A 25,771-nucleotide genomic window follows, 5' to 3' on the forward strand; every position below is an offset into this window, starting at 1 on the left:
GTCGTCGGCGACCTACGGCTGCGTCTGGCGGTTGCCGTTCGGGTCGACGAGCACGAGCCGCCCGTCGGGCAGCCGGTAGACCGTGCCGACCGCCTGCCCGCGGCCGGTGGCCTGCGACGGCTGCGAGGGCTGCGTGAGCGTCCGCTCCTGGCCGCTGGGTCGCGTCTCGGTCGTGCGGGCCTCGATCCGGCCCGACTCCTGGTTCACCGTCAGGCCGAGGCCGGCGATGAGGAACGCGACGGCGAGCACGAGCCCGACGTCGAAGAGGTTCACCAGCCCGTCGAGCGGGTCGCCGACGTCGGTGTCCAGCTGCCCGTGCTTGCCGAGGCCGGTGCGCCTCACGTCGCGTGCTCCCCGACGGCCTCGGTGATCCGCTTCGGCGCGCGGCCGTCGGCGTCGAGGGCCGCCACGGCCTGCTCCAGCGCGGTGAGGTCCTCGGTGTACATGCGCGTGCGCCAGAGCGTGAGGACGAACGACGTCGTGCCGACGAGGATGCCGACGACGGTCGCCGCGAACGCGGTGCGCAGGTCGGACGCCAGGCCCGCGATGTCGCCCTCGCCGAGCGACGCGATGCCCGGCGCGAGGGGGATCAGCGTGCCCATGAGGCCGACCGCCGGTCCGGCGCGGACGAGGACCCGGGTGCGGTCCAGGCGTCGCTGCACGGCCAGCTCGTACTCCGCGAGCGCCGGCTCGGACCCGCGCGGGTCGCCCGTGCCGACGGCGTCGGCCATCCGCTCCAGCGCGCGGCCCGCGATCGGGCTGGCGACGTCCCGCGCGAGCTCGCGCCCGCGCTGGGGCTCGCGCAGCGCGGTGGTGGCGACGTCGACGAGCCGTCCGCGCCCGCGGCGCATCCGCCGCCACGCCTCGACCCCGCCGCGCCCGAGCTCGAGCGCCAGGACGAGCAGCAGCACGAGCGCCAGGGCGTGCACGGGCGTCTCGAGCGCCTCGGCGAAGCTCGAGAGCGCGTCGGTGATCGGGTCGGAGGCAGCGAGCGGCACGGGGCTTCGGCGGCCGGCTCGCGGAACGGCGCCCGAAGCGGGCAGCGCGCCGGGACGCCGCCTCATCATAGGGCGACCGAACTCGAGGCAAGCCCATCCCACGGCTCCGCGCGGTCGCCGCCGGCGCCTCCCGAGACCGCGCGACACGACCCCGCCCGGGGTGGCTATCCTCTCGGGTCCCTCCCGGGGCTATAGCTCAGCTGGGAGAGCGCCTGGATCGCACCCAGGAGGTCGCCGGTTCGAGCCCGGCTAGCTCCATGAGACACGAGAAGCGCCCGCCCAGCGGGCGTTTCTTGCGTTTGAGAGGTGCTACGGCAACAGGCTGATTCGCCCCCGTCCCGGCAGGTGCGTAGCGCAAGTGCGTAGCGGATGGTCGCTCGAACTGACCGATCGTCAGGCGCGTAGGCGTTGCTCGACCCGGTCGAGCTGGCGCATGAGGATCGGCGAGGAGCACCATCTCCGCCGCTTCGGTCGGGTCGACCCACTCGTCCTCGGTGTGCGCCACGACGTTGCGCACGGCACCGAAAGCACCCGCGAAGAGGTTCATCGTGCCGATCTGCTCGGCAGGTTCGGCATCGGGGTCAGCGAGCGGACCGTCGGCCTTGAACGCGGCTTGCATCAACGCGACGCCGACCAATCGATTGCCGTTGTCCTTGCGCGGGTCGTTGGCGAGCGAGCGGATACGCGCCTCGACGGCCCGCAACGCGAGCAGCGTAGCCTGCTCGAACGCGCCAACTGCGACCAGCGTTTGGAGCTTGTCCCGAAGCGCCTGGTGCAGCTCGACCCCCAGGCGCCGGCGCGCCGCTAGATGCCGCGGCCCGTCGTTGCCAAGCGCGATCAGCTCGCGACCGAGGCGGGATGCCTGGTACGGCTCCCGAAATGCCTCACTCGAACGGCCCGGAATGCGCGCCGGCCATTGCACCACCAGCCCGTGTTGCTCGAGATACCCCCACGCCTCGGCAAGCGCCACGCGGCAGGCGTCGCGCACGTCGTGCCGGGGTTGCGCAACACCAGTCTGTGCTCCGTCCGCATGTATCGCCACCGCGTTGTCCCGCCGCACACCTCGCGGGTGCTCCTGCGCGATCCACCTGAGCAGCTCCCAAGCGATCACGTCAACGGTAAGGTCAGTCAGGTCGGCGGCAGAGAGGCGCATCCGGCGATTCTCGCCGGTTCCGCTTCGCGGCTTTGGGCAGATCAGCTGGAGAGCTTGGGCTCGCCGTCAAGCAACCAGGCAACGAGCACGGGCCGGACGATGATGATGTTGCGGCCGAGGTAGCGGGCGCCGGGCAGCTCGTCGCGAGCGACGAGGTTGTAGATGTGCCGCTCGGAGCAGCGCAGGAGGCTGGCGGCTTCGGCGACGGTCATGACGTCGCGGGCAGAGAAGCCCGAGGTCGCGTGGGCGGGCTTCCAGTCGACCTCGTCGCTGGCGGTCGCGGGGGCCTGGTGCCAGCGGCGGACGGGCGGGTCGTGCGGCCAGGTGCTCATCGGGCATCTGCCTCCTCGGTGCCGGGTCGCCCTGCTGCGTGCGCGGTCCGGGTGGCCGGGGACGTCGTCTCGACCATCTTTCGGAGTCGTCGGTCCTGGAACCACGGCCGGAGCCGGAGTCGTGCCGGTGGGAGGGTGCCGTAGACGAGGATGCCGGTGGTGCGGTCGCGTTGGCGGGCGGTCGGTCCGTCGACGAGCGGCCGGAAGGTGGTGGCGTGGGTGCGGTCGGTCTGGCCGAGGCCGCCACGATGCGTGAGTGTCTGGATCTCCTCGTCGCCGAGCGCAGTCCGCAAGTAGCTCAAAGATGTGGGGTCGGAGAGTCCGGCGCCGAAGATGCGGGAGGGGTGGCCGGCGATGATCGTCTCGGCTTCGGCTTGGCCCCAGCGCTCGACGAACTGCGACATGGTCTGTGCGGCGGTGAGGAGGCGGATGCCTTCGCCCGCACCGGTCGAGGCGATCCGCGCGAGGTTCGGCAGGCGGGCGATGTAGGGCGCTTCGTCGAGGACGCATTGCAGGACGGGGTCCAGCGGGCGTCCTTGCTCGGTGGCTTTGGCGAAGGCGGCGGCGATGAGGTCGGTGAGCAGGGCGGCGAAGACCCCTTCGAGGCGTTCTTGGTCGTCGGCGGGGGCGATGACGTAGAGCGTGTGGTGCCGCGCGGGATCGAGCAACCAGTCAGCGGTGATGTCGTGCCGCGAGGCGGCCTGCATCACCCCGGCATCTTGGTAGGCCTCCAGTGCGGTGGCGACGGTTTGCACGACGGAGCCGCGGATGCGGTGGTCCTCGCGCCAGAGCGATTCCAGCGAGGTCAGCGCGCCGAATCCTTCGGCGGTCTCGGCGACCGACTGCAGCGCGGCGCGGGGCTCGTCCTGCTGCACCAGCTCGACCCACCGCAGGACGTCGCGCATCGACGCGCCGCCCTGCGCGGCGGCGAAGAGCAAGGGGGCGAGGAAGCGCATGCCCATGCCTTGCCAGAAGTCGGTGTGCGATCCGTTGCCTTGGCGGGCCTGGCGGAGGAGCCGGTCGGCGGTGCGTCTGGCGCCGAGCCAGGTCTGGGAGGCGGCGACGGGGGACCATCCGGAGGCGGGCCAGCCGGTCGCGCCGGTCGGGTCAAAGACGCGGACTTCTCCCATCGTCTGGCGATGGGCGGCGGTGGCGAGGAGGTCGCCCTTCACCGAGGTGGCGATGACGGGGCCTTGGTGCTCAAGGATCGCGGGGATCATCAACCCGCTCGTCTTGCCGCTCCGGGTGGGCGCGATGACGATGGTCGAGACCTGCCGCTCCGCGGCGACCGGGCGGCCGGCGACGGAGCCGAGGATGGTGCGGTCGCCGTGCTGTCCCGGTCGGACCATCAGGGCGTGGAGGTCGCGGGGCTTGGCCCACCTGGCCCACGGGCCGGGGCGGTGGTGCCCGAGCCGATCCGCGAGGCGCGGGATGAGCAGGATCACGGCGGTCCAGCCGAGCGCGATGGTCGCGAGGAACGCCGCCCACATGACGGCGGGTCCAGGGAGGCCATGCCCGTCGGCGGCGAACGCCCGGGCGGGGTCGTCGGCGTGGAACGGGAGCCGGAGCAGCGCGCCGCCGGCGTCAAGGAGCCCGACGGGCGGGCCGTGCCCGACGGCGAGCGCGGCGAGCGCGCCCCAGGTCCAAGCGAACAGCAGGAACGCGAGCGCGAGGGAGGTCAGCAGCGCGGGGAAGGCGAGGTCGCCGCTGGTCAGGGTGCTGGGGCGGGTGGTGCGGGTGCTCATTGCGGGCTCCTTCCGGGGCTGGGGGTGGTGCTGGTGCGCATGGCGTGGTCGGTGTCGACGATCGGTGCTTCGTAGGAGCTGATCTCGTGGTTGACGAGGAACTGCAGCGCGCCGATCTGCCAGAGCGCCTGGAGCGGTCGGAGGTCGGTCAGGAGTTCGCGTTGGGTCTCCGACATCCCGAGCCGGCTGGTGGTCTCCGCGACGGCGGCGTCGTCTTGCTGGTGGACGGCGTGGGTGTCGATGTCGGCCAGCAGCGCGTCCATGAGCTTCGCGACGGCGGTCCCGTCGTCGGCGCCCGCGGCCGCGTCGCGGAGCTTGTGCAGGACGAGCCAGTTGGAGATCGCGTGGCGGCGGCTCAGCTTGAACTCGGCGGTGAAGTGCGCCGCCACCCCGGGGACCGGAGCCACGGACCAGCCTTCCTCGTTGACCCTCGTGGTCGCCGCCGGCCGGGTGCCGTCCTGCTCGTGCAGACGGAGCCGGGCGTCGTGTTGTTGGCGCAGGAACGCCAGCCAGCACGTCATCAGGACGGCCTTGGCGGTCGGGTCGCGGACCTGGGAGAGATCGAGCCGGATCGCGGGGGCGTCCCAGTCGACGGTCGCGGTCGTCGGCCCGTCGAACATGCCGTGCAAGGGGCCGTCGCAGAGGGACTTCAGGCCGAGGCCGAGGGTCCGTAGCTCGCGGCGGGGCTCCTCGGTGCCGGTCGAGCGCATCGCGTCGCGTACCACCCCGTGCGGATCGAGAAGGAGCGCGAAGAGCTCGGGGAGCGTCGGCTCCCGTTGCTCCCCCACCGCAGCGGCGGTGACGGCTTCGACGGCGGCGGCCAGCCCGACCCGCTCGGCCGGGTCGAGGGGGCGTGCGAGTCCGGCGGCGGCGACCGCGGCGACGAGCTCCTGGGCGGGTTCGCCGTCGGGGCCGGGCCGTACGGGGTTCAGGCGGGTCGGGCCGCCGCGGTAGACCGAGAGCGTGGAGCCGCCGATCGCTTCGAGCAGTGGCCCGTATTCGTCCTTGACGTCGATCAGCTCGACGCGGCGCCCGAACACGTACTGGCGCAGCACGTACGTCTTGACCAACAGGGACTTGCCCATGGACTGGGAGCCGAGGACGAGGACGTTGGGGTTGCCGATCAGCCCGGCGGCGTAGGCGTGCCAGGGGTCGAAGCAGAACGCCGACCCGAACACGTCGCGGCCGAGATAGACCCCGGTGGTGCCCAGGCCGGTGGAGGCCATCGCCGGGTAGATCGCCCGGGCGTGCAGCGTCGAGGCACGCCATCCGGGCCGCTCGCCCACGATCCGCGTCGGGTTGAGGGTCCAGTCCAGTGCCGCGCCGACGTGCCGCAGCGTCGAGCGCCGGCGCCGCGGCGCGGTGGTGCGGGGCCGTGCGGTGCTCATGCGAGGCCCCGGGCGAGCGGCAGCGTGAAGGTGAGTCCTTCGGGCTGCTGACCGTGCATGACCTCCAACCGCAACCCGCACCTGGCGGCCTGCGCCCGCACCCGGTCCAGCGCCTGGTGACGGGCGTGGACGCCGGCGCTGGTGGGGACGGCGATCGAGACGAACCCGGTGAAGCGGATGTCGATGTGGCCGTCGGCCAGCTCGTCCTCCCGTGCCCGGTTGGCCTGCTCGCGCTTGGCCACGCGGCGGCGGGTGCGGATGCCGGTGCGCCAGCGCAGCGACTCGGCGGACTCGTCGTCGGCGACGGTCGTCTCGGCCTGCCGCAGCCCGCGATCCGGGCCCAGCAGCTCCATCACCACTGCGACGGCGCGGGTGGTGTCGGAGCGCATCAGCAGCGGGGCGAGGAACATCGACCGGACCGGTTGGCGGGGCCACTGGGCGATCCAGCAGGTGACGTGTTGCGAGCGGTCCCAGATCACGTGATCGCGCGCGGCGTCGCGGGCCATCCCCGCCAGGTCGCTCTCGCTCGATCCTCCGTCGTCCGACGGAGAGGGGCCGTTGGCGGGGTCGACGCGACCGCTCGCCGCCCCCGCCTCGCCGGCGCCAGCGGTGGTGGGCCGGGTCCAGGGGTCCAAGCCGAGCCGCACCGACGTCACGAGCCCATGGCTGTCGAGGGGCCGGCGGACGTCAAGGCCGGCGTGCTGGAGCGCTTGGGCGGCGAGGTCCAGCTCGCCGGCCAGGACCCGCAGCGCGGTCTCCCTACGGGTCCAGCCGCGGCCGCGGGCGTGGCGGCGGGCGGCGCGGCCGGTGATCTGGAGGGAGATCAGCAGCTCGTGGTGGTCGGTCGCGGTGGCGGCCTGGTCCAGCAGCTCGAGGTAGGAGCGCACCGGCGACAGGTCCAGCGACAGCTGCGGGTCGCGGTGCTCGTGGAGGTGATCGGCCAGCGCGTCCGACGGCTGGGGCAACGTGCGTTCGACCCACGCGACGCGCCGGATCGGCGACTGGTCCCGGGCGAGCTCTTCGAGGGCGCCGGCCCAGTCGGCGAGCCGGCGGTCCTGGTCGGGGTGGCCGAGCAGCCCGAAGTTCCCGGTCGCCTGCACCAACAGGGTGGCGGTGTAGGTGTCGGCGCGGCGGTCGTGCAGCACCCCGATCCGCGGCCCGGTCCCGTCCTCGTGCAACGCGGTCTCCAGGAGGTGGAGGCGGCCGAGCTCGCCGGGCAGCTGGACGTGCTCGGCGAGCCGTCCGCGTTGGGCCGTGTGGGTGCCGTGGGTGACGCGGCGGCGCCACTGCTGCTGGCCGATCGCGGTGCCGGTGGCGTGGCGGATCGCGATGCCGGTCCAGACGGCGAGCGAGAGACCGCCGTGACGACCCCACGCCAGGACGCCGCCGATCGCGGCCAGCAGCAGACCGATGGCGACGCCGGTGGGGTCCTTGCGGGCGGAGAGCACCAACAGCCCGGCGCCGAGCAGCAGCCCAAGGGTGGTGAGTTCGGGCCAGCGCAGCCCGAGCAGGACGCGCGGCTCCTCGCTGCCGAGCTGATGCGAGCGCCGCGGCGCGGACGTGGTCGTTGTGGTGGTCGAGGACATCGAGAGCACCTCCAAAACAAGGGGGTCAGTGGGTGGGTGGGGTCAGGCCGCCACCGGGGGGCGGTCCGCCGGGACGCCGCCGCGGTGGGCGTCGGCTGGCGGCGCCGGGATCGGCGGGCGGCGCGTCCGGGGACGGCAGACCGGCCGTCCCGGGACGCGGGGCCGGTGCGGGAGTCCGGTTCGTAGCCGGGCCGTCATGGGCGACACCGGCCGGGCCAGGGCCTTGCGGCCCGGTCGTGGGTCGCGATGCACCGCCCGAGGACCGCTGCGGGATGGGACGGCCGGGCGTCGCGTCTGCGGGGTCGAGGCCGCCGCCGAAGGTGGGCGCGCGTGGCCCGGCCGGCGGACCCGACGCACCGGACGACGGTGCGCCGGGGTGGTCCGGGTCGCGGGGGTCCGGACGCTCCTGGCTCGACGACCGTGTCGGCCCGAGCGGAGCCGTGGTGCGCGGATCGCTGCGCGCCTCCTCGGTCGGCGCGCGGCCGGCCCGCCCCGCAGCCGCAACAGAGCCCCAGCGTCCGTCGGAGGCCGGCGCGAGTCCGGGGCTTCCACCGCCGGGACCCTGGCCGCGGGGCTGACTGGCTCCGCCGGCGGGACCGCCTGGCCCCGATCCGGGCCCGAGGGCGCGCCCGGGACCGGTCGAGCTGGCCGGGCCGTCGGGGTGTGGTCCTCCACGCGTCTGCGCGAGCCGCTCGCGCGCGAACCCCACCGCCGACAGCGACGCCGACCCCGCCCGGCGGCCCTGTCGCAGCACGCTGCGGCCGCAGCCCAGCGCCGCGGCGGTCCCGGCGCCGGCGGCGAGCGCGACCGACGGCGAGAACAACGCCACCAAGATCGCCGGAGAAGCGGCCGCGAGCAGGATCAGGCCGGTGGCCTGAAGCACAGCGGTCATCGAGTCCTGCCCGTCGAGCGAGGCAACGGCCATCTGCAGCAGCGAGAGGACGACCAGCGGCATCAGCACCACTGCGGCGAGGAGCGCGTTAAGCTGGCCGAGGACCTGGCGGGCGGGCGGAAACAGCGAGGCGCTGTAGGCCGGTCCGTAGAAGAACGCTGCGGCGTAGAGCAAGGGCGCGCGGAGCCACATCTCCCACCACACGACCACCAGCCCCAGCAGCAGCGCGAGCATCAGCAGCAGCGCCAACAGCGACGGGACCTGGGCCTTGGCCATCGCCTCGGTGGCGGTGTCGGCGAACGTCTGAAACGGCTTGCCGGCCGCGCCCGATTGCGCGCCGAGGACGATGGTGGTCAGCTGATCGACGAACAGCACCGCGACGTTCAGCACGGTCAGTACGACCGAGCCGACGACGCCGGAGAGTCCGGCGCGGGCCATGACCGAGGCGAGCGCGCCGAGGTTGGCAGTGAGCGCGGCGTGGATCACGCCGAGCACGCCGGCGACGAGCGCGATCAGGACGGCGATCGTGGCGGAGCGCGAGAGCATCTGACCGACCCAGTCCTGGTCGAGGTCGGGGGCGGCGAGTTGGTCGATGCCCTTGCCGACTTGGCGGGCGGCGAACGCGGTGGCCTTGTGCAGCTCCTTCAACAGCGGCCCGAACAGGCCGCGGGCGAGGGTGCCGAGCGGGTCCTTGGCGAAGTCGACGGCGGCTCCGCCGACTGCGACCGCGGCGTCCTGAGCGCGCTGCCCGGTCTGCTGACACGCACGCCGCAACTTGCGGGCCTCGCCGGTGCCCTTGTCGGACCCCAGGACGGAGACGACGGCGCCGAGCACGGACGGTCCGAGGGTGATGACGCCGCAGACGGTCTTCACCCCGGTCGACGGGGTCTTGCCCTTCGCCGCGGCGACCTGCGCCCAGAAGTCCTTGGAGGTCGTGCGATCGAGGGCCAGGATCGTTGCCACCCGGGTGCGGCGCTGGCGGTCGCTCTCGCCGGGCCAGACCCGGTTGGGGCTCATCAGCCGCATCCGGACCGACGCGATCGCGACGTCGTTGAGGTGCTCGTCGTCGCGCATCTGCTGCTCGCGGCGCTCCTCGCGCCTGAACACCTCGTGGAGTGCCCGTGCCTTGGCGGGGTCTTGGGGATGGCCGAGGTAGACGCGCTTGGCGGTCTCCCACGCCCGCCCGACCCGCGCCACGACGGGCTTCAGGCCCTCGACGCCGATCGCGTCGTTGCCCAGCAGCGCCGACGGCGTGAACGACTGGCGCAGCGCCTGGCGGGTCAGCTCCCGCAACGGCGGCGGCTCGCTGGCCGAGCGCCGGTCATCGGTCGCCGAGCGCCGGTCGTCCGTGTCGGGCTTCGACGCCGCCCGTCCAACGGACGGCGCGACCGCCAGCGCGACGACGATCGTCACGAGCAGCGCCGCCGCCGCGGCGACGACCGGGCCGCGCGACTGCCTGGGCCACAGACGCGGCCGGCAGCGCCACAGCGACCGGCGCGCAGCGGCGCGGCGGGCGGGACAGGGCCGCCCCGCCTGGCCGGCGCCACGGATCGACGCGTCGCGGTACTCGGCCGGGATGGTCGTGCGCGTGGACATGGCCGCTGCCGTCGACGAACCACGAGACCGGGGGTCAGGGGCGCCCATAGGTCGGGGCCTGGAGGCGAGCGGCGAGCCGCCGGGAGTCGGCATGCCGCGGGGCCTGGGTGATCTCCGGCACCGCCTGCACCCGGCTGTCGGCCTGGCCGGCCAGCCGCCAGTCGCCGTCGACCCACTCCAGCTCGACGGTCTGGGTCAGGAACGACCCGACGGCCCGGTCGGAGGCCAGCGCCTGCAGCAGCCAGACCGTGACCCGCGCCCGATCCTGGGTGAACGCGTCGACGGTCGTTCCCAACGCGGCGACCAGGTAGCGGGCCTGCTCCTGGCCAGCCAGCGGCGCGAGATCGCGCGCCTGATCCTCGCGATCCGCGGTGCGGGCGAAGGCCGGGATGGCGATCGCGTCCAGGACGTGCCGTCGCGCGGCGGGCTCCAGCAGGATCGCCTGGGCGCGGGTGGTGGCGTAGGTCGCCGCCGCGGCCCGGGCACCGGTCTCGCTGCGCGGGTAGCCGACCGGCACCCCCGCCACGAACCGGACCGGGTGGTGGTCGGAGGCGGTGAGGCGTCCGATCGCCACCAACGCCCCCGCGGCCACGAGCACCAGCAGGATCCGCAGCACCACGCCTCGGCGCGACATCGTCTCGTCGGCGAACACGGCCGGTTCACCCGACCCCGAGCGACCAGCCCCAGCCGATCAGCTGGCCGAGCAGCGCGAGCACGAACGCGCCGACCGGCGCGATGATGATCCCGATCTTGCCCTGCTCCGCCCACCGCGGCAGCTGCACGAAGTTCGACGCCGCGACCGTCAGCACCCCGACCACGCCGGTGGCCAGCAGCACGATCAGTGCGGCAGCGGCGAGGCCGTCGACGCCGTCGTTGGCCTTCGACAGACCGGGCAGCGCGCGGACGTCGGGGGAGACCTTCAGCGACGGGAACCCACCGCCGGGCTGATAGGAGCCCGCGCCGCTGGTGCCCGTCGTCTTCTCGTTCTTCCCGGAGCCGCCGCTGGTCTTCGTGCGCGGCGCCGCGCCGCCGCCGCTGTCGTCGGTCGTGGTGGTGGTCGCCTGGGCGAGCAGGACACCAGACGTCCCGCCCGCCTTGTACAACACGATGTGAGACATCGCTCGATCCCTCCGCTGCGATTCGGGCCACGACACGCGACTAGGAACCGTCTTGTCGTGGCTTTTGTTGCGTCTGGAGGGATCTATAGCGCACAAAAGACAACTTTGCACTACTTGTGCAGCGTGTCGTTGTGTATGTTGTTCGAGCTACTGGAGATCCCGTGCCGTCCACGACACGCAACACCGACCCTGCGACCGACCCGACCCTCGGGGTCGAGGAGGTGCGGTACGTCACGACGGAGGAGGCCGCCCGGATCGCCGGGATGCATCCCGAGTCGATCCGCCGCTGGATCCGCGAGGGCGTGCTGCAGGCGCGCAAGCGTGGCCGCGCCTACGACGTCCTGGAGTCCTCGCTCCTAGCGAAGCTCGGCCGGGGCGAGCAGGCCCCGACCGGCGGCGGGATCTACGACCCCAACTGGGGACCGTTCACCCGTGACCCGTTCCGACGCGACTGACCACCGACACCGCCCCCTCGATCGCTCCTGGTCCCCGACGCGATGGCCGCTGCCGCCGCTGACCGCCGCCACGGCCGCCCTCACCACGAGCGCGGTCATCCTCGCCCTGGCTGCCCCCACCGGCAGCGGGACCACCGCCCAGGGCACCCCGATCGCGGACGGCCGGCTGGCACCGAGTCAGGCGCAGCGCGCGGCCGCGCAGGCCACCGCGGACCGCTTCACGGCCACGTTCTCCCGGTCGCTCTCCGGCCCGATCACCGCTCGCGAGCTCCAAGCCGCCGGTGCGGCGTCCGATCTCGCCGACCGGATCGCGAACGCCACGCCCCGTGGCGCGGCGCCGAACCTCCACGCACCACCGGCGCGCGGGTCGGCTCGTGTCGAGGGGGTCGTGGTCCGGGCCGACCGCCGGGGCTGGCTGGCCACGGCGACCGTCCTGGTGGCCGACCCGACGACCCCAGCGGCGTCGCGCGAGGCGGCGCGGCTGTCGTTGACTTTCCGTCTCGAGCACCAGCGGGGACGGTTGATCGTCGTGGACGCCAACGCGGGCGGGCACGGGTAGGACCGGCGATGGGCGGCGCACTCAAGCTGCTGAGCACGTTGACGTTGGTCGTCGTGGTCGCGCTGGTCTCCTTCACCGTCGGCGCGCCGGCCGACTGCGACCCCAGCGACCCCGACGGTCACGGAGGCGCGTTGTCGCAGACGGGCCGGGAGGAGATCCCCACCCGAGCCGCGCGGATGTACGAGGCGATCGCGAAGCGCTGGAACATCGACGTCGCGTTCCTCGCGTCGATCGGGGCGCAGGAGTGCGACCACGGTCGCTGCCCCACGATCCGCCAAGTCAACTGGGCCGGCTGCGTCGGCTGGATGCAGCTCGGCGTCGGCGGCAAGTGCGGCACCTACTGGCAACGCAACCAGTGCGACGGCAACCGCGACGGCCAAACGGACGTCCTGGATCCGTGGGACAACATCTGCGCCGCCGCCAAGGGGCTTCGCAAGGAGAAGGGCGCGCCGCCGACCGGCGGTAGCGAGGCCGCCTACCGCCAGGCGGCGGGCCGCTACTACGGCGCCTGCAGCGGCAACGGCGTGGCCTACTGCGACCAGGTCATGGACCGCGCCCGCCGCTACGGCTTCCGCCCGGGCCAACCCACGACCCAGCTGGCCAGCGTCGACACTGCGCCGCCGACCGGCGAGCGATGCGACGCCGACGATTCTCAGCTGGCGTCGTTGGCCGACGGGCCGGGCAGGGATTTCGATCTGGTGCCCAACGCCAACCGGCCCGGCGTGCCGCTGACCCCGGACATGGTTCGCGTGACGCGCCAGATCGCCGGCCGGCTCCCCCGCCGGTTGAAGGTCTGCACCGGCACCAACCACAACCGCCGCTCGACCTCAGGCAACGTCTCCGACCACTGGTCCGGCAACGCCGTGGACCTCTGCTCCTCCGCCAACGGGTTCCCCGCGACCGGCGGCGGCTACGGCGATCAGGTCGCCACCGCCGCGCTCATGGTCGCCGGCAAGCCCCGCGCCGAGGCCGCGCGGATGGCCCGCCAAGGCGGCGCGTTCACGATCGTCCACGCCAGCCTGCGGTTCCAGATCATCTGGAAGTCGACGGTCGGCGGCAACCACTTCGACCACGTCCACATAGGGATCGCCCGCCTCCCCGGCCGACCCACCTGACACGATCCGGAGCACCCTCGTGACCGACACCGCCCCCGAGCCGATCGACACCCTGCCCGCCTACCGACAGGTCTGGGAAGACGCCCGCCTCGCCGACCGCGCTTGGTGCGACGCCCTCCACGCCCACGAGATCAACACCGACCCCGTCACCCTCCCCGACCGCCTCGCCATCACCGCCGCAGCCGCCGACAGCTGCGCCCGCACCCTCACCCGAGCCGCCGCGATCGGCCTCGCCTGGAACCCCTTCCCCGGGCCAGCGTCGCGCTACGACCTCCCCGGCGAACTCTCCGCCGACCAGCGCCCCGAGCACCCCGACGGGTGGATCGCCCTCGCCGGCGCCGCGGATCGCCTCGCCGAGGCCTCCTGCCAGGCAGATGCCGAGCAACTCGTGCAGGCCTGGCAGCTCTTCGCTCAGACCGCAAGCTACCTCCGCGGGCAGATCACGCCGCTGGCGCGATAGCCGGCGATCAGGCCGGCGGACGGTGGCGGCTGTCTCGGCGGGCCCTCCATCGGTCTGCGGAACCGGGAAACAGACGCTCTCCGGCCGTTCCGATCGCCTCGTCGAACATCTCGCCGACGAAGGTTGGCCGGAGATGGGCAGGCGGCCGGTAGCGCTGGGCGATCCAGTTGACCAGCGGGACCCGACCGCCGGTGTCCGCCACGAAATCCGCGAGAAGATCCGTGAGGGTGTGGCCGCGGTGCTCACAGAGCGCGAGTGCCCGTTCGAGTCCTTCGAGGTCGGTGATGACGGGAGCCTGGACGCGGGCGTCGGCGAACAGACCCGGGCGCGCCGTGGCCACGTAGCGCAGGAGCACCGACTCGACGGCGAGCGAGTCGCCGGAGAGCACCAGCAAAGGCAGAACGCGCTGGATGGCAGGCCGATCGATCCCATCGAGCGTGAAACGCAGCTTCGGGTCGAGGAACTCCGCGACCCGGCGATCCAACTCGATGAGCTTCTTGGTGACGAGCTTGTCGACCTGCTCACGCACGCGGGCGGGGGCGGCTGAGGTGCGGGCGTCCAGGCTGATGCGACCACTACAGACCTCGATGAGCACGAGGTCGGGACCGGACGCGACCGTCACGTCAGGCGCGCGGCGAAGCTGGCGCCGGACCTTGTAGGGCTGGTCGCCACAGACCACGACCGCTCCGGCACGTTCGGCGGCAGCCAACGAGCGCTTCACCAACGTCCTGACGTATCGCTCGCCGAGCGTTCCGGCGAAGTTGAGGAACCGCCTCGACATCTGTTGCCCCGGGTTGCTTGGGTCGGCGGTCTGTTGGGCTGCGGCGAGAGCGCGGAAGTACACGCCGCGGCCCATCCAGGCCATGAGTGCCGAGGGGCCTGAGAGCAGCATGTTGCCGCTCTCCAAACGCAACAACGGGCGGGCTTCGAACAGGCTGTGGTCCCAGGCCACGAGCCTGGGGTCGTCGTTGGTCTCTCCGATTCGGTCGACGAACCACCGACGGTCGGCGGCGATCGCGGCGAGGGCTCCGTCCGAGCGATCATTCATCGACGTGTCTTTCAGGTACGTCGGTTGGATCTCCAGCGTGCGCCGGTCCTCCGGGGCGGCGTCGCGGTCCAGCGTGGAGGTGCCGCTGATGATCGACAAGGCGACCGCGAGCTGTTCATCAGCCGACAGGCCGTCGCCGGCACGCTCGAGAAGCGCGGCGATGTCGCAGTACTGCGGGTGGCCTCGGCTCTCGTCGTCGGTTGCGAAGACGCGGTACATCGCATGGGCACGGGCGATCCCCTCTACGACGTAGACGTCGGTTGCGGCGGCGCACCCGAGCTGGATGACGAAGGGGAGCCACGGCTCGAGGTCCTCGATCTCCGTGGATTCGTCGTCGGAGTCCGGCGGGCTCGCGTCCGGCAACGCGTCCACGAGTGCAAGCAAGGCAAGGAGCAGCGTCGCTCGATCGTCCGCCGTCAGCTCTCTCGCGTCCCAGGAGGCGTCGGTGAGGAGGAGCCGTTGGAGGGCCGTGACGATGCGGCGATCGAGAAGGACATGGGCGGGAGCGTCGAGGAACCGCAGGAGCGCGTCGGCGACGGGCCCCTCGCCGAACAGCTTCGCGACGAGGGCCCGATGGCGCGTTCGGTCTGTCGGATGGTGATGCAGCTCGGCCGAGATCTGGCTGAGGAATCGCATCGCCGGCTCGAATGGCACTGCACGGAGCGCCTCGCGGACGTCTTCGAGGGGCACGGGGGCTACGTCGAGGGCGCTGAGGCTGGCCGTGACCCCTACCGACATCTCCGCAGACGCCAGCGTCTCGATTGGAACCACGAGCTTCGGGTGGCCATCTCCGCTCACAGCCGATCCCCACGCGCGGGGCGACTGCCGCCAGGGGTGCTCGCGGGGCACCAGCAGGCCGGACGGGCGTACGGTGAACTTCGAGCTGATGAACGGTCGTCGGCGCACGCACGGTTGAGCATCGCAAGCGAACCGGCGCAGGACGCGGCCCCCGCGGGCTAGTGGCGGATTCGATTCTTTGCTCGGCTGTCGTCGTTGCGCGGGCCTTGGATGTGGGCGGCGTTATGACGAGGTCATCGCCAGCCCCGACTATTCGCGCAGCTTCATCAGCGCGGCGATACCCGATCTGCGCTCGGTCGAGACCGCGCGACCTATCTGGGCCGCCGTAGCGGCCTTCTCCAGGAAAGGCCCGACCACGGGGATCAGCGAGATGCCGGTCTTGACTGCCTCGCCGGCCACCGCTCTCGGCACGTTCGTCCGGCGGTCCGCCAGCGCGTTAAGCAGGGCATCGGTGACCTGTTGCGAGACCTTGCGCAGGAAGTCCGCCGCATCGCTCGGCTCCTCCGCGGCTGCGACGCGTTCGAAGCTCAACAGAAGCGCCCGAGCTTCCTTGGCCCCCGGATGCTCTCGGAAGTCCAGGATCTCCTCCCACCGAAGCGCCCCGAGGTTGGGGGCTGCGATCTCGAGAGCCGTGGCTCCTGAAGGGGCGCTACCAAACCCATGGCGGACAAGCATCGGCTCGTACAACGAGGTGATCTGGAACGACGCATCGAGCTCCCGGGCCACCGCTGCGTCCCGGTTGAACGACTTGTAGATGAAGTCTCGCCGGAACTGGTTGACACCTGGCAACAGCGTCTTGTCCGTCCAATCCGCGTAGTTCTGAGCGGCGATCTCCTTCCCAATAGGGTCGCGCCGCGGAAACTCCCCACCGGGGGTGTGCACCTCTTCGATCCAATCGACGCCCATGGCCTTCAGCGGGCGCAGCACGTCGCTGTGCCACTCGGCACCGTAGGACATCGAAATCTCCCCCGAGACGGCTGCGACCATTTCGCGGGGCTCGTCCCCGGGAGCGGGCTCTCTGCCGAACGCCATCGTCATCGGCGCTCCGATGGCCGGCGGCTTCCTCGCGCGAGCGATGTGCTCGTCGGTCAGCCTCTCTGGCGGGATCACAATGCTCATACCGCCGCGGTCCGTCAGCGTCACATCGAGGTACCCGGTCTCGACGAACACGTGGTCGTGGAGTACCGCGGCCTGCTTCGCTCGCGCGAGGGCCGACGGTTGGGTCGGGTCGCTGAAGAGCTCGACGCTTGTGCGGAGCGGCAGAAGTATCGCGGTGCTTTCGACGCTGTCGGACATGCGGTGTTCCTGCCTTGGGAAGGCGCCCCGCCCAACGCAGATGTTGCCTGCTCGCGAGGACAGATCTGATCGACCTAGCCGTCGAAGGCGTCGCGGAGGGTCGGGCCTGCGACTCCGGCGCGCTCGATCCACTCGCCGGGGCGGACCCGTAGGTCGTCGACCGCACGAAACTGAAGGCGACCTACCCGTACAGACCGGCCTGAGTGCCAAGGGCGGAGGTTCCCGAGCAAGCGCCAACGTCGGTGCGGCCACGCCCTCGCGGGCCCGCGAGTTGCCGGTTCGCCGGTCGGCCGGACTTCGACGACGTTCGCCAATGCACGAAGAACACACAGGGTCGCATTTCGTGTGTAGCGTTAGGGCGGCTCCAACCCCCCGGGCCCTGATCCCCATGTCCCCCGAGCAGCGTTTGACGGTCCGTCAGGCGGTCGATCTGATCGCCCAGCGCGGGTCTGCGCCGATCAGCGAGGCGGCGCTGCGGGCACGAATCCGGGCACGTCGCGTTGGTGTGGTGCGGATCGGTGGCCGGGTCTATACGAATCCGTTGAACTTGGTAACGGCTGGGCTGCTGCCGGTCGAAGCCCTCGACGGCGTCAGCCGCGTCCCGCGGGCGGAGATCGACGATGCCGAGCTGCACGCATGGCTGAACCCCGATGAGGAGCCGCGACGTGCTAGGCCGTCTAGCGAGCTCGAGGCGACCGAGGGGGCGAGCGCTGCGGACGGCCTCGAGCCAACCGACAGCTCCGCCAGCGGTGGACCGAGCGACCACGCGGCAACTGCGGGGCCGCTTGAGAGGACCTTGCGTGACGCGTCGTCGTCTCCGGCCGACGAGGAGCCTGAAGCGCCGGAAGCCGGCGATGCCATTGACTTCCGGCCGGCCCGGCCGAGCGCGAGCCACGCGGGCAGAGGGCCACATCGGGCGTTGCGTGCTGGGGTCCTTGTCGCGATTGCCGTAGCGACGATCGTCCTGGGGACCCTCGCGTTCCAGGGCGTTGGTGATCGGTCGGGCGCTGTGGCTGAGGTTCGCGGGGCGTCGCTGGTGGGAGTCGAGCGCGAGCTGGAGCGGTCGCTGGTCTCCGCAAGCGCACGGGCCGGGGCGCGTGGGGATTACGACGCGGCTCTCGAGCTGGCCGCGGCGGCGGGTGATGAGCGTGGGGTGGATCGGTGGCGGTCGGCTGGTGCGGGGGTCGTGTTGTCACGGGCGCGACGCGCGGTGCGCGACGGACATCTGCGGTCGGCGCGTCGTCACCTGCAGCGTGCGCGCAGTCGGTACGGCGATCCGTTGCCCGACCGGCGTCGGTCGGTGATAGCGAGCGTGACGCAGGCCGAGCGCGCAGAGCGACCCCGGGCGGCGCAGCGACGTGCGAGCGAGCAGCGGGTAACGCCCGTGGTGGCGTCGTCGTCTGCAGGGTCGGGGGTCGCGACCACCGGGGCGGGCACGTCGTCGTCCTCGCCCGGTGGAGCCGGCGCTACGGGCACCTCCAGTGGATCGGCCGGATCGGGGAGGGGCGGGTCGGGTTCGAGACCGGCCAAGGGGCCGGGGGAGTTCTTCTGAGATGCACGCGGCGGTCGAGGGTCGCAGCAGGACCAACGCGCGCGAGCGACGCGACCGCGTGACGTACGGTCGGTCGGCGCGGCGCCGGATCGCCGCGGTGGTGCTCACGCTGGGAGTCGCTGCAGCAATCGCGTTGGGCGCGCCGCGGAGCGTCGAGGCGGGGATCTACGCGATGAACTACTGCGGAGCGGATGGTACGGCCGATGGGTTCACGGTCGGCGCGACGGACCCCGGCCGCGGGGAGGTGTCGTGCACCGGCACGAGCCCGTTGCTGCTGGCCGAGTTGCCGTTCCAGGCGTGGGGCGAGGGATCCACGATGGGGCTCACGTTCACCGCGCCGGACGGCGTGTCGATCGTGGAGTGGCGTCCGCATCTGACCTTCCATGCCTTCAAGCAGGACAGCGGCGCGAACGAGCGGTTCCGGTTGAACGTCGGGGCTATCCCGTCGGGGACGTTCCCGTTGAGCTGCGCCGACAACGAGTGTCCGGGAGCGATCAACGGCGCCTACCCCGCCTTCGACGGAGCGCGTCAGGTCGAGGCGCGCGTGACCTGCGTCAACGAGGTGCCCGACTCGAACCTCTGCAAGGGCTCGGCGACGCTGATCGACACGGGTGGCCAGATCCTCTTGAAGGACTCCTACGCGCCGAGCATCCGCGCGGCGGTGACCGGCACCGTCCCGCAGGCCACGACACCCGCAAGGGCGCTGCGCGGCCAGGCGTCGATCGGCGGGTTGGTCGAGGACGTCGGCTCCGGCGTCGCGCGCACCGAGCTGCTCATCGACGGCCAGCCGGTTGCCGGTACCGGCAACGGCTGCACGCCGCAGCCGACAAGCAAGCGGGTGCCATGTGGGCTGGCGCAGAACGCGTCGATCAACTGGAACACCGTTGGGGTCAGCGACGGCGGCCACACCGCCGCGCTGGTGGCCACCGATGCCTCGGGCAACCAGGCGACGCTCTGGCAGGGGCGGGTGCTCGTCGCCAACCAGCCGATCGGCCCGGGATCCCCGGAGGAGTTGCGCGGGAACCCGACCGCGCCGGGCGTCAGCGACGGGTCGAAGATCACCGCCACGTTCCCCGCGACCCGCAAGCGGCCCTCGACGCGCTGCACGATCCGCAGCTACCGGCGCCACCACCCCAAGACCTGCCGCTCTCGTCCAGCACGCTCGATCTGGAAGGGCGGATACTCGACCACGAAGACCGTCGTCGTGACGGGCCGTGTGACCAACGCGGCCGGGCAGCCGGTTCCCGGCGCGCCGGTCCAGCTGACCGGGACGGTCTCGCGCGGGCCTGCCGCGCGGTGGGAGACGACGACCCGCACCTCGCAGACCGGCCGATGGACGACCAGGGTGCCGCGCAACATCGGCTCGCGCACCCTGGAGATTCGGACGTTCGCGCGCGAGTTCGACGAGGTCCCCGCCGCAAGGACGGCAGCGTCGCTGCTGGTGCGCTCCCGTCTGGCGTTGCGGGTGAGCCGCCGGTCGCTGCGGCCCGGTGACCGGATCCGCTTCCGTGGCCAGATCGCCGACCGCGCCTCCGGCGTCCCCGTGGCGTTGGAGGTGCACTACCGCGGCAAGTGGCGGGTCTTCGAGGCCGTCTCGACGAAGGCCGGCGGCCGGTTCCGCGCCAGCTATCGGTTCAGTCGCAGCGGCACCGGCAGCTACCGCTTCCGCGCCCGGACCCGTCCGACACGCGCGACGCCGTACCCGTACCTGAGCAATGTCTCACCCGCCCGACGCGTACGCGTCCGCTGACCCCGCAGCATCATCGATCAGGAGATCCCATGCCCTTCCCGATCACCCGCCTCGCGACCGCAATGGCCGTCGCGTCGCTGCCCTTGCTGGCCGCCGTTCCGGCGGCGGACGCCAAGCGCCCCGTCATCAGGACCTGCGCGTCGGTGGTCGTGCGGCCCAACCTCGCCACTGCCCAGGGTCCAGTCAAGGTCCTGCGCGCCGCCACGAACATCAAGGCTCGCCGAGTGAGCTGTCGCACCACCCGCCGGCTCGTGGGTTCGATGATCCTCCAGGTCGCTGCGGTGCCCCAGACGTGGCCCGACGAGCGCTCCTGGTGGACCCAGGCCGGCTGGTCCGTCGCCAAGGCCAGGGACCCGACCGCGCGGGAAGGCGGGACGTTCGCCGTTCAGCGGCGTGGCGGCTACCGGATCTGGTTCACCCTCTGGTACTGAGCTCTAACGAACGAGGGGCGGCCAACCGGGGCTGCTGTAGGCGGGCGTTAGGAACGACGCATTCGATTTCGCAACGACAGCAGGGCAATCCCGCCGGCGAGGACCATCGCGACGCTCGTGAGCTGAGCGGTGGTGAGGCTCGCGACGACTTCGTCGTTCTGGCGCCAGAACTCGATCAGGAGACGCTCACTGCCAGCGAGCATGAGATAGAGAGCGAAGAGCGCCGCCGGACGCATCCGGTCACGCATCTGCCAGAGCAGCATCGCTGCGAAGCCCATGGCGAGGGTCTCGTAGATCGGCGTTGGTTGCACGTCGCTCGTGGTCGGCACGGCAGCGTCGGGGTAGCTCATGGCCCACGGCAGGTCGGACGACTTCCCGTAGTCGCCGTCGCCGGAGATCTGGCACCCGACCCGACCGATTGCATAGCCGAGCGCGAGCACCGGCGCCGTGGCGCCGAGCAACCGCTCTTCGAGGTGTCCGCGCCACGTCGCCCAGGCGAGCACCGCGAGCGCTCCGCCTGCCGCCCCGCCGTACCACGTTAGACCAGCCCCGTCGATGAGGGAGTCGATGAGGTTGCCGTGCGTGTCCGGGTCGTATGCGTCGAGGAGCCAGTAGGCGCGAGCGCCGATCAGGCCTCCGGCGAGCGCTGCGAGCATCGCCTCGGTGGCGTGCTCGGCTGGCCAGCGGAACTCCCGGAATCGCCGGGCAAGCAGCAGTCCCGCGGCGATGAATGCCAGGGCGAAGCAGATCCCGAAGGTCTTCAGCGGCACGCCGAGCAGGTCGATCTCGGGCTGCATCCGGAGAACCCTAGACGCGCGGGAGTTCGCAGCGAGGTCGCCAAGGTCGCGATTTCGACGGACGGCACTCGACCTCGGCCGTCGGATTCGGTGGAAGGAGAGCGCCGGCTGCGACTGCAAGCTGGTGGTCTCTCGGTCGCGTATGGGTTAGCAGTCGGAACTACGCGGACGCCGCGCCGCTCCGATCGATGCGTCGATGACCAGGAACGCGGCCGGCGTGATTCCGAGCAACGGAAGGAACCACCCGATCGCGATCGTGAAGAGCGGCAGCGGCACCAGTGCTGGCGAAGCCACGTGGCGCCACCCGCCACGTGGCATCGGACGTCCCATCCGCAAGGCTGGACCGTGGCGCGGTCGTCGCTGCCACCACATGCGGTAGCCCAAGAAGGTGAGCGTCAGCAGCAACAGCGCGAGAGTCGCGAGAGCGACCTGGTTGGCGATTCCGAACAGCAGACCCAAGTGGGCATTGATGCCCCACCGTGCGAGCTTGGCGCCGATCGGCCAGTCGGCGAAGCACGACGTGTCGGTGACGCTCAACCCGGTCGTGTTGAGCGCGATCGCGTCCTGACGCACCGGCCAGCGCCGGTGAGCTTCCTTGGCCCGCCGCGCCGCACGGTGGAGCCGCTATTCGAAGAGCCGTTCGGACGGCACCCGGCGCGTGCCGTCGTCGTGGCTAGGGTCCCTCGCCGACGACGGCGCGTGCGAGGAGCTGCGGCTCGCTCGTTCGGCGGCCGGGTACCGTTCCCGCCGTGAGCGACGCGCGGTCCGGCCCCGATCACCCGCCCACCGGCCGTCGCTGGGGCGCCCTCGAGGGGATCCTCGCCCTCGTCACGGCGATCGGCCTGACGCTCTTCGCCGGCATCCCGGCGGTCGTGATCGGCGAGGACTCCGGCACCGCCGAGGTCACCGGCAACGCGATCTCGATGCTGCTGCAGAACGTGATCTTCGTCGGCGCGCCGATCGCGCTGCTCGGGGTGATGGGCTACCGCGCCACGCGCGGGGACCTCGGCTGGCGCGCGCCGCGGCGGACGTGGCTGGCGATCGGGCTGCTCGTCGCGGCCGCCGTGACGTACCTCCTCCTGTCCGCCGGCCTGGCGCACCTCCTCGGCGTCGCCGACGAGCAGGACGACCTGCCCGACGAGCTGGGCGTGAACGTCTCGGCGCTGGCGGCGATCGTCATCGGCCTGGCCGTGACGGTGCTCGCGCCGATCGGCGAGGAGACGCTGCTGCGCGGCGTCGTCTACCCCGGCCTGCGCACGACGTTCGGGAAGGTCGCCCCCGGCTGGCTGGCGATCGCGCTCGCCGCGATCATCGACGGGCTCCTCTTCGGCGCGCTGCACGCGGCGGGGACCGACATCGGGTTCCTGCCGATCCTCGCGCTCTTCGGCGCCATCCTCTGCCTGCTCTACCAGTGGACCGGCTCGCTGTACCTGCCGATCGTCCTACACGCGACGAACAACACGGTCGCGATCACCCAGGCCGCCGACTGGAGCGCCGCCCAGGGCCTGGCGCTGTGGGTCGTCGCGATGGCGATCCTGACGGGGCTCGCCCTCGGGATCCGGCGCGGCGCCGGCGACGGCCCGCTGCTGCCCGCCCGGTGAGTCGGCGCGTCGGACGATCGGCTCTGGGGCGGAGCGCGAGCAAGAACGCCGGGGGACGCTTCAGTGCGAGCAGAGATGACGTCCGGAGCGCCGACGACGAGGCGCAAGACCCGGTTGCCGAGCGCTATAGGGTGGCGAGGCGATGAGCCCCGGTCCCTCCTCTGACCAGGCCGCGAGCGCGCGGGCTCGGCGCTGGCAGGTGCTGTCGGTCATGGTGCTGCTGCTCGCGGTCGCGGGCGGACTCGCCTTGGCGCTGGGCGCGTTTCGCTCCAAGCCGGTCGGAACGCTTTCCGCGAACGGGATCCGGGGCGAGCGCGAGACGACATCGTTGCTGCGGGGGGTTCCCTACGACGGGCTGCGGCTGGGTCGAGCCGACGCGCCCGCGACGATCAGGGTCTTCGCCGACCTGCATTGCCCGATCTGTCGGGCCCACTTCACGGGCTCGGAGCAGCGCGACATCGTCGACCGACTCGTGCGGCCCGGGCGCGCGAAGCTCGAGCTGCGCCTGCTCGCCACGCTGTCGCCGAACTCGGCTGTCGGGCGGACTGCGGTGGAGCGACTCGCCCTCGGCGGAGGGGAGCCGTGGCGACTGGCGACGATGCTGTTCTACAACCAGGGAGCCGAGGGTGGCGCCTGGATCTCGCCTGATCTGTTGCGCCGCATCGGCGAGGCGAGCCCCGGCCTTCGCGGGGTGTCGACCACGCCCGACGGCCGGACTCGCCGGCTTGAGGCCGAGACCGAGGCGCTGCGGCGTCGCTATGACGTCGGGGGAACGCCGACGTACGTCGTGACGCGCGCGGGCGCCGCCGGCTACGACAAGGTGCGGGATCGCGTGTTCGTCGACGTGGCTCGCGAGCTGGAGCGCAAGGTCTCTCCTTGACCGCCTGGTGACGGAAGGGCGCGGCCCGATGCGCCGGAGCGGCTTGTGGGCGCCGCCCTGCACGAGCCGGCGGCGGATGGTGGGCCCGGAGCGCGGCCGACCATCTCCTACTACACTTTGTAGGAGATGGTCCGCGGCGCGCCTGAGCGATCGGTGAAGCACTTCCGCGTTCCCGTCCTCGCGGTCCTGATCTCGCTCGCGCTGGTGGCCCTGCTCGTCTACGGCCTCCTGCGCTCCGATCCGGGGGAGGCCAGCCGGGACCGGCTCGACGACGGCGTAGCTGCGGGCGATGTCGTCCCGGCGCCTGGGAGCGATCGGTTGCTGCAAAGCCTCGATGGCCGTCGCCAAGGGACGATCGGCATGCTGCGAGGCCAGATCGTGGTGGTGAACTTCTGGGCATCGTGGTGCCGTCCGTGCGAGCGAGAGGCGCCCGTGCTGCAGCGGACGCACGAGCGACTGCGCCGCGCTCGGTTGGGAACGGTGATGGGCGTGACGGTTCGCGATACCCCTCCGGACTCGCTGGCGTTCGAGCGCAAGCACGGCACGACCTTTCCGTCCTATCGCGATCCGGGTGGCGCGTTGGCCGCTGACTACGGAGTGCTGCAGGTCCCCGAGACCATCGTGATCGACCAGCGTGGCCTCGTGCGGGCCATCGCGAGGGGCGAGGTCGCGCAGGACGACCTGGACCGCTGGATCAGTCGGCTGCTCCCGCGAGGGCGGTCGTGGTGAGGCGCGTCGAGATGGCGGAGCGGGGACGTCCCGCCACGGGTGCCCGTCCTGCGAGGGGCGGGGCGCGCCCTTCACCGAGGATCCCGTCGAAGCGAGGAGCACTGTGTCCCGGAACGTGAAGTACTCGATCGCGCTCGTAGCGCTGTTCATCGCGATTGCCGTCGTGATCGGCCTCGTCGCCGCTGGCGACGATGAAGCTCCGACAGCCGGGGAGGCGACGCCCTCCACGTCGACGTCCGCGAGGACGCCGGGTGGTCCCGGGACGACGACCGGGCCTGAGCCGTCCGCGCTTCCGCGCGTCGTCGCGGGAGACCCGCGGCGGCTCGGCGCCCGTGGTCGGGCGGGCGTCACGTTCACGGAGTTCCTGGATTTCGAGTGCGAGGGCTGTGGCGCCGCGTTCCCGCTGATCGAGGAGCTGCGGAAGGAGTACGCGGGCCGGGTGACCTTCAACATCCGCTACTTCCCGCTGCCGAGCCACCGCAACGCGCGCAACGCGGCGCTCGCCGTGGAAGCGGCACATCGTCAGGGCAAGCTCGAGCAGATGTACGTGAAGATGTACGAGACGCAGCGGGAGTGGGGTGAGCAGTCCGATTCCAAGGCGGAGCTGTTCCGTGGCTTCGCACGCGAGCTGGGTCTCGAACTGAACGCCTACGATGCGGCGGTCTCCGACCCCCGGACCGCGGGGCGGATCCAGCGCGACGTCGACGCCGGCATTGCGCTGGGCGTTCAGGGAACGCCGACGTTCTTCATCGGCGAGCGCCGGATCGAGCCGCAGTCGGTGGAGGACCTGCGCAGCGAGATCGATGCGGCGCTGTCGGGGTCGTGAGCAGCCGGACCGCTGAGGGTCGGGCCGCCTCGGTCGGGCCGACCTCGGCCGCGGCGCTCCGGAGGCTCGGGCTGCTCCTCGTGGCGACGGGCCTCGTCGGCCTGGCGACGTCGGCCGAGCTGGCGATCGAGAAGTTCCGCCTGCTCGAGAACCCGCTCTACGTCCCGCCCTGCTCGCTCGGCGAGGTCGTCGACTGCGGATCGATCATGCGCAGCGCGCAGGCCGAGGCGATCCTGGGCATTCCGAACCCGTTCATCGGACTCGCCGGGTTCGGTGCGCTGCTCACGACGGGTCTCATGCTCGCCGGTGGAGCGGCGCCGGCCCGGTGGTTCTGGCTCCTGCTCCAAGCAGGGGTGACCTTCGCCGTCGTCTTCGTGCACTGGCTGGTCGTTCAGGGGCTCTACCGCATCGGGGCGCTGTGCCCGTTCTGCATGGCGATGTGGGCGGCGACGATCCCGGCGTTCTGGTACGTGACGCTGCACAACCTCGGGGGCTTCGCGGGGCGATCCTCGCCCCTGGGAACGCTGGTGAACGGGCTTCGACGGAATCACGGGATCGTCCTCACCGCCTGGCTGCTGACGATCGTGGCGCTCGTGGCCGAGCGCTTCTGGGCGCCGTGGGACTCGGTGCTGGTGTGAGTGCGGGCTCGTTGCGTGGCCGCTGTCC

General features: G+C 71.9%; 25 protein-coding genes, 1 tRNA gene and 1 pseudogene. 13 read left to right on the plus strand and 14 right to left on the minus strand.

Annotation, left to right across the window (positions count from 1 at the left end; translation table 11 throughout):
• Window positions 1-12 precede the first annotated feature (12 nt).
• Both SK069_RS17290 and SK069_RS17295 read right to left on the minus strand, forming a co-directional pair.
• Entirely contained in the window at window positions 13-342 is a 330-nt protein-coding gene (locus SK069_RS17290; protein WP_319955506.1) for a DUF2149 domain-containing protein, read from the minus strand.
• Complete coding sequence (locus SK069_RS17295; RefSeq protein ID WP_319955507.1) at window positions 339-998, minus strand: MotA/TolQ/ExbB proton channel family protein; 660 nt, start codon at window positions 996-998, stop codon at window positions 339-341. Before SK069_RS17295 ends, SK069_RS17290 begins: the two co-directional genes overlap by 4 nt.
• A 185-nt stretch (window positions 999-1,183) precedes the next feature.
• On the opposite strand from SK069_RS17295, the gene SK069_RS17300 reads away from it, so the two are divergent.
• Window positions 1,184-1,256, plus strand: a tRNA-Ala gene (locus tag SK069_RS17300).
• Window positions 1,257-1,497: 241 nt separating this feature from the next.
• Here SK069_RS17300 and SK069_RS20320 read toward each other — a convergent pair.
• The 8 genes and pseudogenes from SK069_RS20320 to SK069_RS17340 form a co-directional block, all read right to left on the minus strand.
• Window positions 1,498-2,151 (minus strand): annotated as a pseudogene (locus tag SK069_RS20320) (TIGR02391 family protein); the annotation flags it as partial.
• 41 nt (window positions 2,152-2,192) lie between these two features.
• Window positions 2,193-2,483, minus strand: coding sequence for a helix-turn-helix domain-containing protein (locus SK069_RS17310; protein ID WP_319955509.1), 291 nt, complete (start codon window positions 2,481-2,483; stop codon window positions 2,193-2,195).
• A complete protein-coding gene (locus tag SK069_RS17315; RefSeq protein WP_319955510.1) occupies window positions 2,480-4,228 on the minus strand; it encodes a type IV secretory system conjugative DNA transfer family protein in 1,749 nt (582 codons plus the stop codon). Before SK069_RS17315 ends, SK069_RS17310 begins: the two co-directional genes overlap by 4 nt.
• The gene (locus SK069_RS17320) at window positions 4,225-5,616 is read right to left on the minus strand and encodes a TraG/VirB4 family ATPase (protein WP_319955511.1); all 1,392 of its coding nucleotides are present in this window, start codon (window positions 5,614-5,616) and stop codon (window positions 4,225-4,227) included. Before SK069_RS17320 ends, SK069_RS17315 begins: the two co-directional genes overlap by 4 nt.
• Window positions 5,613-7,202, minus strand: coding sequence for an SCO6880 family protein (locus tag SK069_RS17325; RefSeq protein WP_319955512.1), 1,590 nt, complete (start codon window positions 7,200-7,202; stop codon window positions 5,613-5,615). The genes SK069_RS17320 and SK069_RS17325 overlap by 4 nt, the downstream gene beginning before the upstream one ends.
• 25 nt (window positions 7,203-7,227) lie before the next feature.
• Window positions 7,228-9,690: a hypothetical protein gene (locus SK069_RS17330; RefSeq protein WP_319955513.1), complete on the minus strand. Its 2,463-nt coding sequence runs from the start codon at window positions 9,688-9,690 to the stop codon at window positions 7,228-7,230.
• Between the two features lie 34 nt (window positions 9,691-9,724).
• Entirely contained in the window at window positions 9,725-10,342 is a 618-nt protein-coding gene (locus SK069_RS17335; RefSeq protein WP_319955514.1) for a hypothetical protein, read from the minus strand.
• Window positions 10,343-10,349: 7 nt separating this feature from the next.
• Window positions 10,350-10,808 carry a hypothetical protein gene (locus SK069_RS17340; RefSeq protein ID WP_319955515.1) on the minus strand — a complete coding sequence of 153 codons (459 nt, stop codon included), beginning with the start codon at window positions 10,806-10,808 and terminating at the stop codon, window positions 10,350-10,352.
• A gap of 161 nt (window positions 10,809-10,969) precedes the next feature.
• Here SK069_RS17340 and SK069_RS17345 point away from each other — a divergent pair, with 161 nt between their 5' ends.
• Genes SK069_RS17345 through SK069_RS17360 form a run of 4 tightly spaced genes read left to right on the plus strand, consistent with a single transcriptional unit; the run spans window position 10,970 to window position 13,397 of the window.
• Complete coding sequence (locus SK069_RS17345) at window positions 10,970-11,263, plus strand: helix-turn-helix domain-containing protein (RefSeq protein ID WP_319955516.1); 294 nt, start codon at window positions 10,970-10,972, stop codon at window positions 11,261-11,263.
• Window positions 11,241-11,822: a hypothetical protein gene (locus SK069_RS17350; protein ID WP_319955517.1), complete on the plus strand. Its 582-nt coding sequence runs from the start codon at window positions 11,241-11,243 to the stop codon at window positions 11,820-11,822. Before SK069_RS17345 ends, SK069_RS17350 begins: the two co-directional genes overlap by 23 nt.
• A gap of 8 nt (window positions 11,823-11,830) precedes the next feature.
• On the plus strand, window positions 11,831-12,937 hold the full coding sequence (locus SK069_RS17355) for a lysozyme family protein (RefSeq protein ID WP_319955518.1): 1,107 nt from the start codon (window positions 11,831-11,833) through the stop codon (window positions 12,935-12,937).
• A gap of 19 nt (window positions 12,938-12,956) precedes the next feature.
• Window positions 12,957-13,397, plus strand: a complete 441-nt coding sequence (locus SK069_RS17360; protein WP_319955519.1) for a hypothetical protein — start codon at window positions 12,957-12,959, stop codon at window positions 13,395-13,397.
• Between the two features lie 7 nt (window positions 13,398-13,404).
• Here SK069_RS17360 and SK069_RS17365 read toward each other — a convergent pair whose 3' ends face one another.
• Both SK069_RS17365 and SK069_RS17370 read right to left on the minus strand, forming a co-directional pair.
• Entirely contained in the window at window positions 13,405-15,351 is a 1,947-nt protein-coding gene (locus SK069_RS17365) for a hypothetical protein (RefSeq protein WP_319955520.1), read from the minus strand.
• A 141-nt stretch (window positions 15,352-15,492) separates the two neighbouring features.
• A complete protein-coding gene (locus SK069_RS17370; protein WP_319955521.1) occupies window positions 15,493-16,539 on the minus strand; it encodes a hypothetical protein in 1,047 nt (348 codons plus the stop codon).
• 388 nt (window positions 16,540-16,927) lie between these two features.
• On the opposite strand from SK069_RS17370, the gene SK069_RS17375 reads away from it, so the two are divergent.
• The 3 genes from SK069_RS17375 to SK069_RS17385 all read left to right on the plus strand — a co-directional run bounded on the left by SK069_RS17375 (window position 16,928) and on the right by SK069_RS17385 (window position 20,272).
• Window positions 16,928-18,091, plus strand: coding sequence for a hypothetical protein (locus SK069_RS17375; RefSeq protein ID WP_319955522.1), 1,164 nt, complete (start codon window positions 16,928-16,930; stop codon window positions 18,089-18,091).
• A gap of 133 nt (window positions 18,092-18,224) precedes the next feature.
• Entirely contained in the window at window positions 18,225-19,841 is a 1,617-nt protein-coding gene (locus tag SK069_RS17380; protein WP_319955523.1) for a carboxypeptidase-like regulatory domain-containing protein, read from the plus strand.
• A 29-nt stretch (window positions 19,842-19,870) separates the two neighbouring features.
• Window positions 19,871-20,272 carry a hypothetical protein gene (locus tag SK069_RS17385; protein ID WP_319955524.1) on the plus strand — a complete coding sequence of 134 codons (402 nt, stop codon included), beginning with the start codon at window positions 19,871-19,873 and terminating at the stop codon, window positions 20,270-20,272.
• Between the two features lie 47 nt (window positions 20,273-20,319).
• On the opposite strand, the gene SK069_RS17390 is transcribed toward SK069_RS17385, so the two are convergent.
• Window positions 20,320-21,069: a prolipoprotein diacylglyceryl transferase gene (locus SK069_RS17390; protein ID WP_319955525.1), complete on the minus strand. Its 750-nt coding sequence runs from the start codon at window positions 21,067-21,069 to the stop codon at window positions 20,320-20,322.
• Between the two features lie 147 nt (window positions 21,070-21,216).
• Window positions 21,217-21,642 (minus strand): PepSY domain-containing protein, encoded by a 426-nt coding sequence (locus tag SK069_RS17395; RefSeq protein WP_319955526.1) that lies wholly within the window; start codon window positions 21,640-21,642, stop codon window positions 21,217-21,219.
• 176 nt (window positions 21,643-21,818) lie between these two features.
• Between SK069_RS17395 and SK069_RS17400 the strand changes: the two genes are divergently transcribed.
• The 5 genes from SK069_RS17400 to SK069_RS17420 all read left to right on the plus strand — a co-directional run bounded on the left by SK069_RS17400 (window position 21,819) and on the right by SK069_RS17420 (window position 25,743).
• Window positions 21,819-22,670 carry a CPBP family intramembrane glutamic endopeptidase gene (locus SK069_RS17400; RefSeq protein WP_319955527.1) on the plus strand — a complete coding sequence of 284 codons (852 nt, stop codon included), beginning with the start codon at window positions 21,819-21,821 and terminating at the stop codon, window positions 22,668-22,670.
• A 142-nt stretch (window positions 22,671-22,812) separates the two neighbouring features.
• On the plus strand, window positions 22,813-23,550 hold the full coding sequence (locus SK069_RS17405) for a DsbA family protein (protein WP_319955528.1): 738 nt from the start codon (window positions 22,813-22,815) through the stop codon (window positions 23,548-23,550).
• A 126-nt stretch (window positions 23,551-23,676) separates the two neighbouring features.
• The gene (locus tag SK069_RS17410; RefSeq protein ID WP_319955529.1) at window positions 23,677-24,279 is read left to right on the plus strand and encodes a TlpA family protein disulfide reductase; all 603 of its coding nucleotides are present in this window, start codon (window positions 23,677-23,679) and stop codon (window positions 24,277-24,279) included.
• A 115-nt stretch (window positions 24,280-24,394) separates the two neighbouring features.
• A complete protein-coding gene (locus SK069_RS17415; RefSeq protein WP_319955530.1) occupies window positions 24,395-25,105 on the plus strand; it encodes a DsbA family protein in 711 nt (236 codons plus the stop codon).
• Window positions 25,102-25,743, plus strand: a complete 642-nt coding sequence (locus tag SK069_RS17420; protein WP_319955531.1) for a vitamin K epoxide reductase family protein — start codon at window positions 25,102-25,104, stop codon at window positions 25,741-25,743. Before SK069_RS17415 ends, SK069_RS17420 begins: the two co-directional genes overlap by 4 nt.
• The last annotated feature ends 28 nt before the right edge of the window (window positions 25,744-25,771 follow it).

The sequence above is a fragment of the Patulibacter brassicae genome (assembly GCF_033949425.1).
Taxonomy (GTDB): domain Bacteria; phylum Actinomycetota; class Thermoleophilia; order Solirubrobacterales; family Solirubrobacteraceae; genus Patulibacter; species Patulibacter brassicae.

What these genes read in the sequence shown, in the direction of transcription:
- SK069_RS17390 (WP_319955525.1), bottom strand. Translation starts at nt 21,069, where the DNA reads ATGCAGCCCGAGATCGACCTGCTCGGCGTGCCGCTGAAGACCTTCGGG.
- SK069_RS17340 (WP_319955515.1), bottom strand. Translation starts at nt 10,808, where the DNA reads ATGTCTCACATCGTGTTGTACAAGGCGGGCGGGACGTCTGGTGTCCTG.
- SK069_RS17310 (WP_319955509.1), bottom strand. Translation starts at nt 2,483, where the DNA reads ATGAGCACCTGGCCGCACGACCCGCCCGTCCGCCGCTGGCACCAGGCC.
- SK069_RS17405 (WP_319955528.1), top strand. Translation starts at nt 22,813, where the DNA reads ATGAGCCCCGGTCCCTCCTCTGACCAGGCCGCGAGCGCGCGGGCTCGG.
- SK069_RS17355 (WP_319955518.1), top strand. Translation starts at nt 11,831, where the DNA reads ATGGGCGGCGCACTCAAGCTGCTGAGCACGTTGACGTTGGTCGTCGTG.
- SK069_RS17375 (WP_319955522.1), top strand. Translation starts at nt 16,928, where the DNA reads ATGTCCCCCGAGCAGCGTTTGACGGTCCGTCAGGCGGTCGATCTGATC.
- SK069_RS17330 (WP_319955513.1), bottom strand. Translation starts at nt 9,690, where the DNA reads ATGTCCACGCGCACGACCATCCCGGCCGAGTACCGCGACGCGTCGATC.
- SK069_RS17370 (WP_319955521.1), bottom strand. Translation starts at nt 16,539, where the DNA reads ATGTCCGACAGCGTCGAAAGCACCGCGATACTTCTGCCGCTCCGCACA.
- SK069_RS17325 (WP_319955512.1), bottom strand. Translation starts at nt 7,202, where the DNA reads ATGTCCTCGACCACCACAACGACCACGTCCGCGCCGCGGCGCTCGCAT.
- SK069_RS17315 (WP_319955510.1), bottom strand. Translation starts at nt 4,228, where the DNA reads ATGAGCACCCGCACCACCCGCCCCAGCACCCTGACCAGCGGCGACCTC.
- SK069_RS17320 (WP_319955511.1), bottom strand. Translation starts at nt 5,616, where the DNA reads ATGAGCACCGCACGGCCCCGCACCACCGCGCCGCGGCGCCGGCGCTCG.
- SK069_RS17410 (WP_319955529.1), top strand. Translation starts at nt 23,677, where the DNA reads ATGGTCCGCGGCGCGCCTGAGCGATCGGTGAAGCACTTCCGCGTTCCC.
- SK069_RS17385 (WP_319955524.1), top strand. Translation starts at nt 19,871, where the DNA reads ATGCCCTTCCCGATCACCCGCCTCGCGACCGCAATGGCCGTCGCGTCG.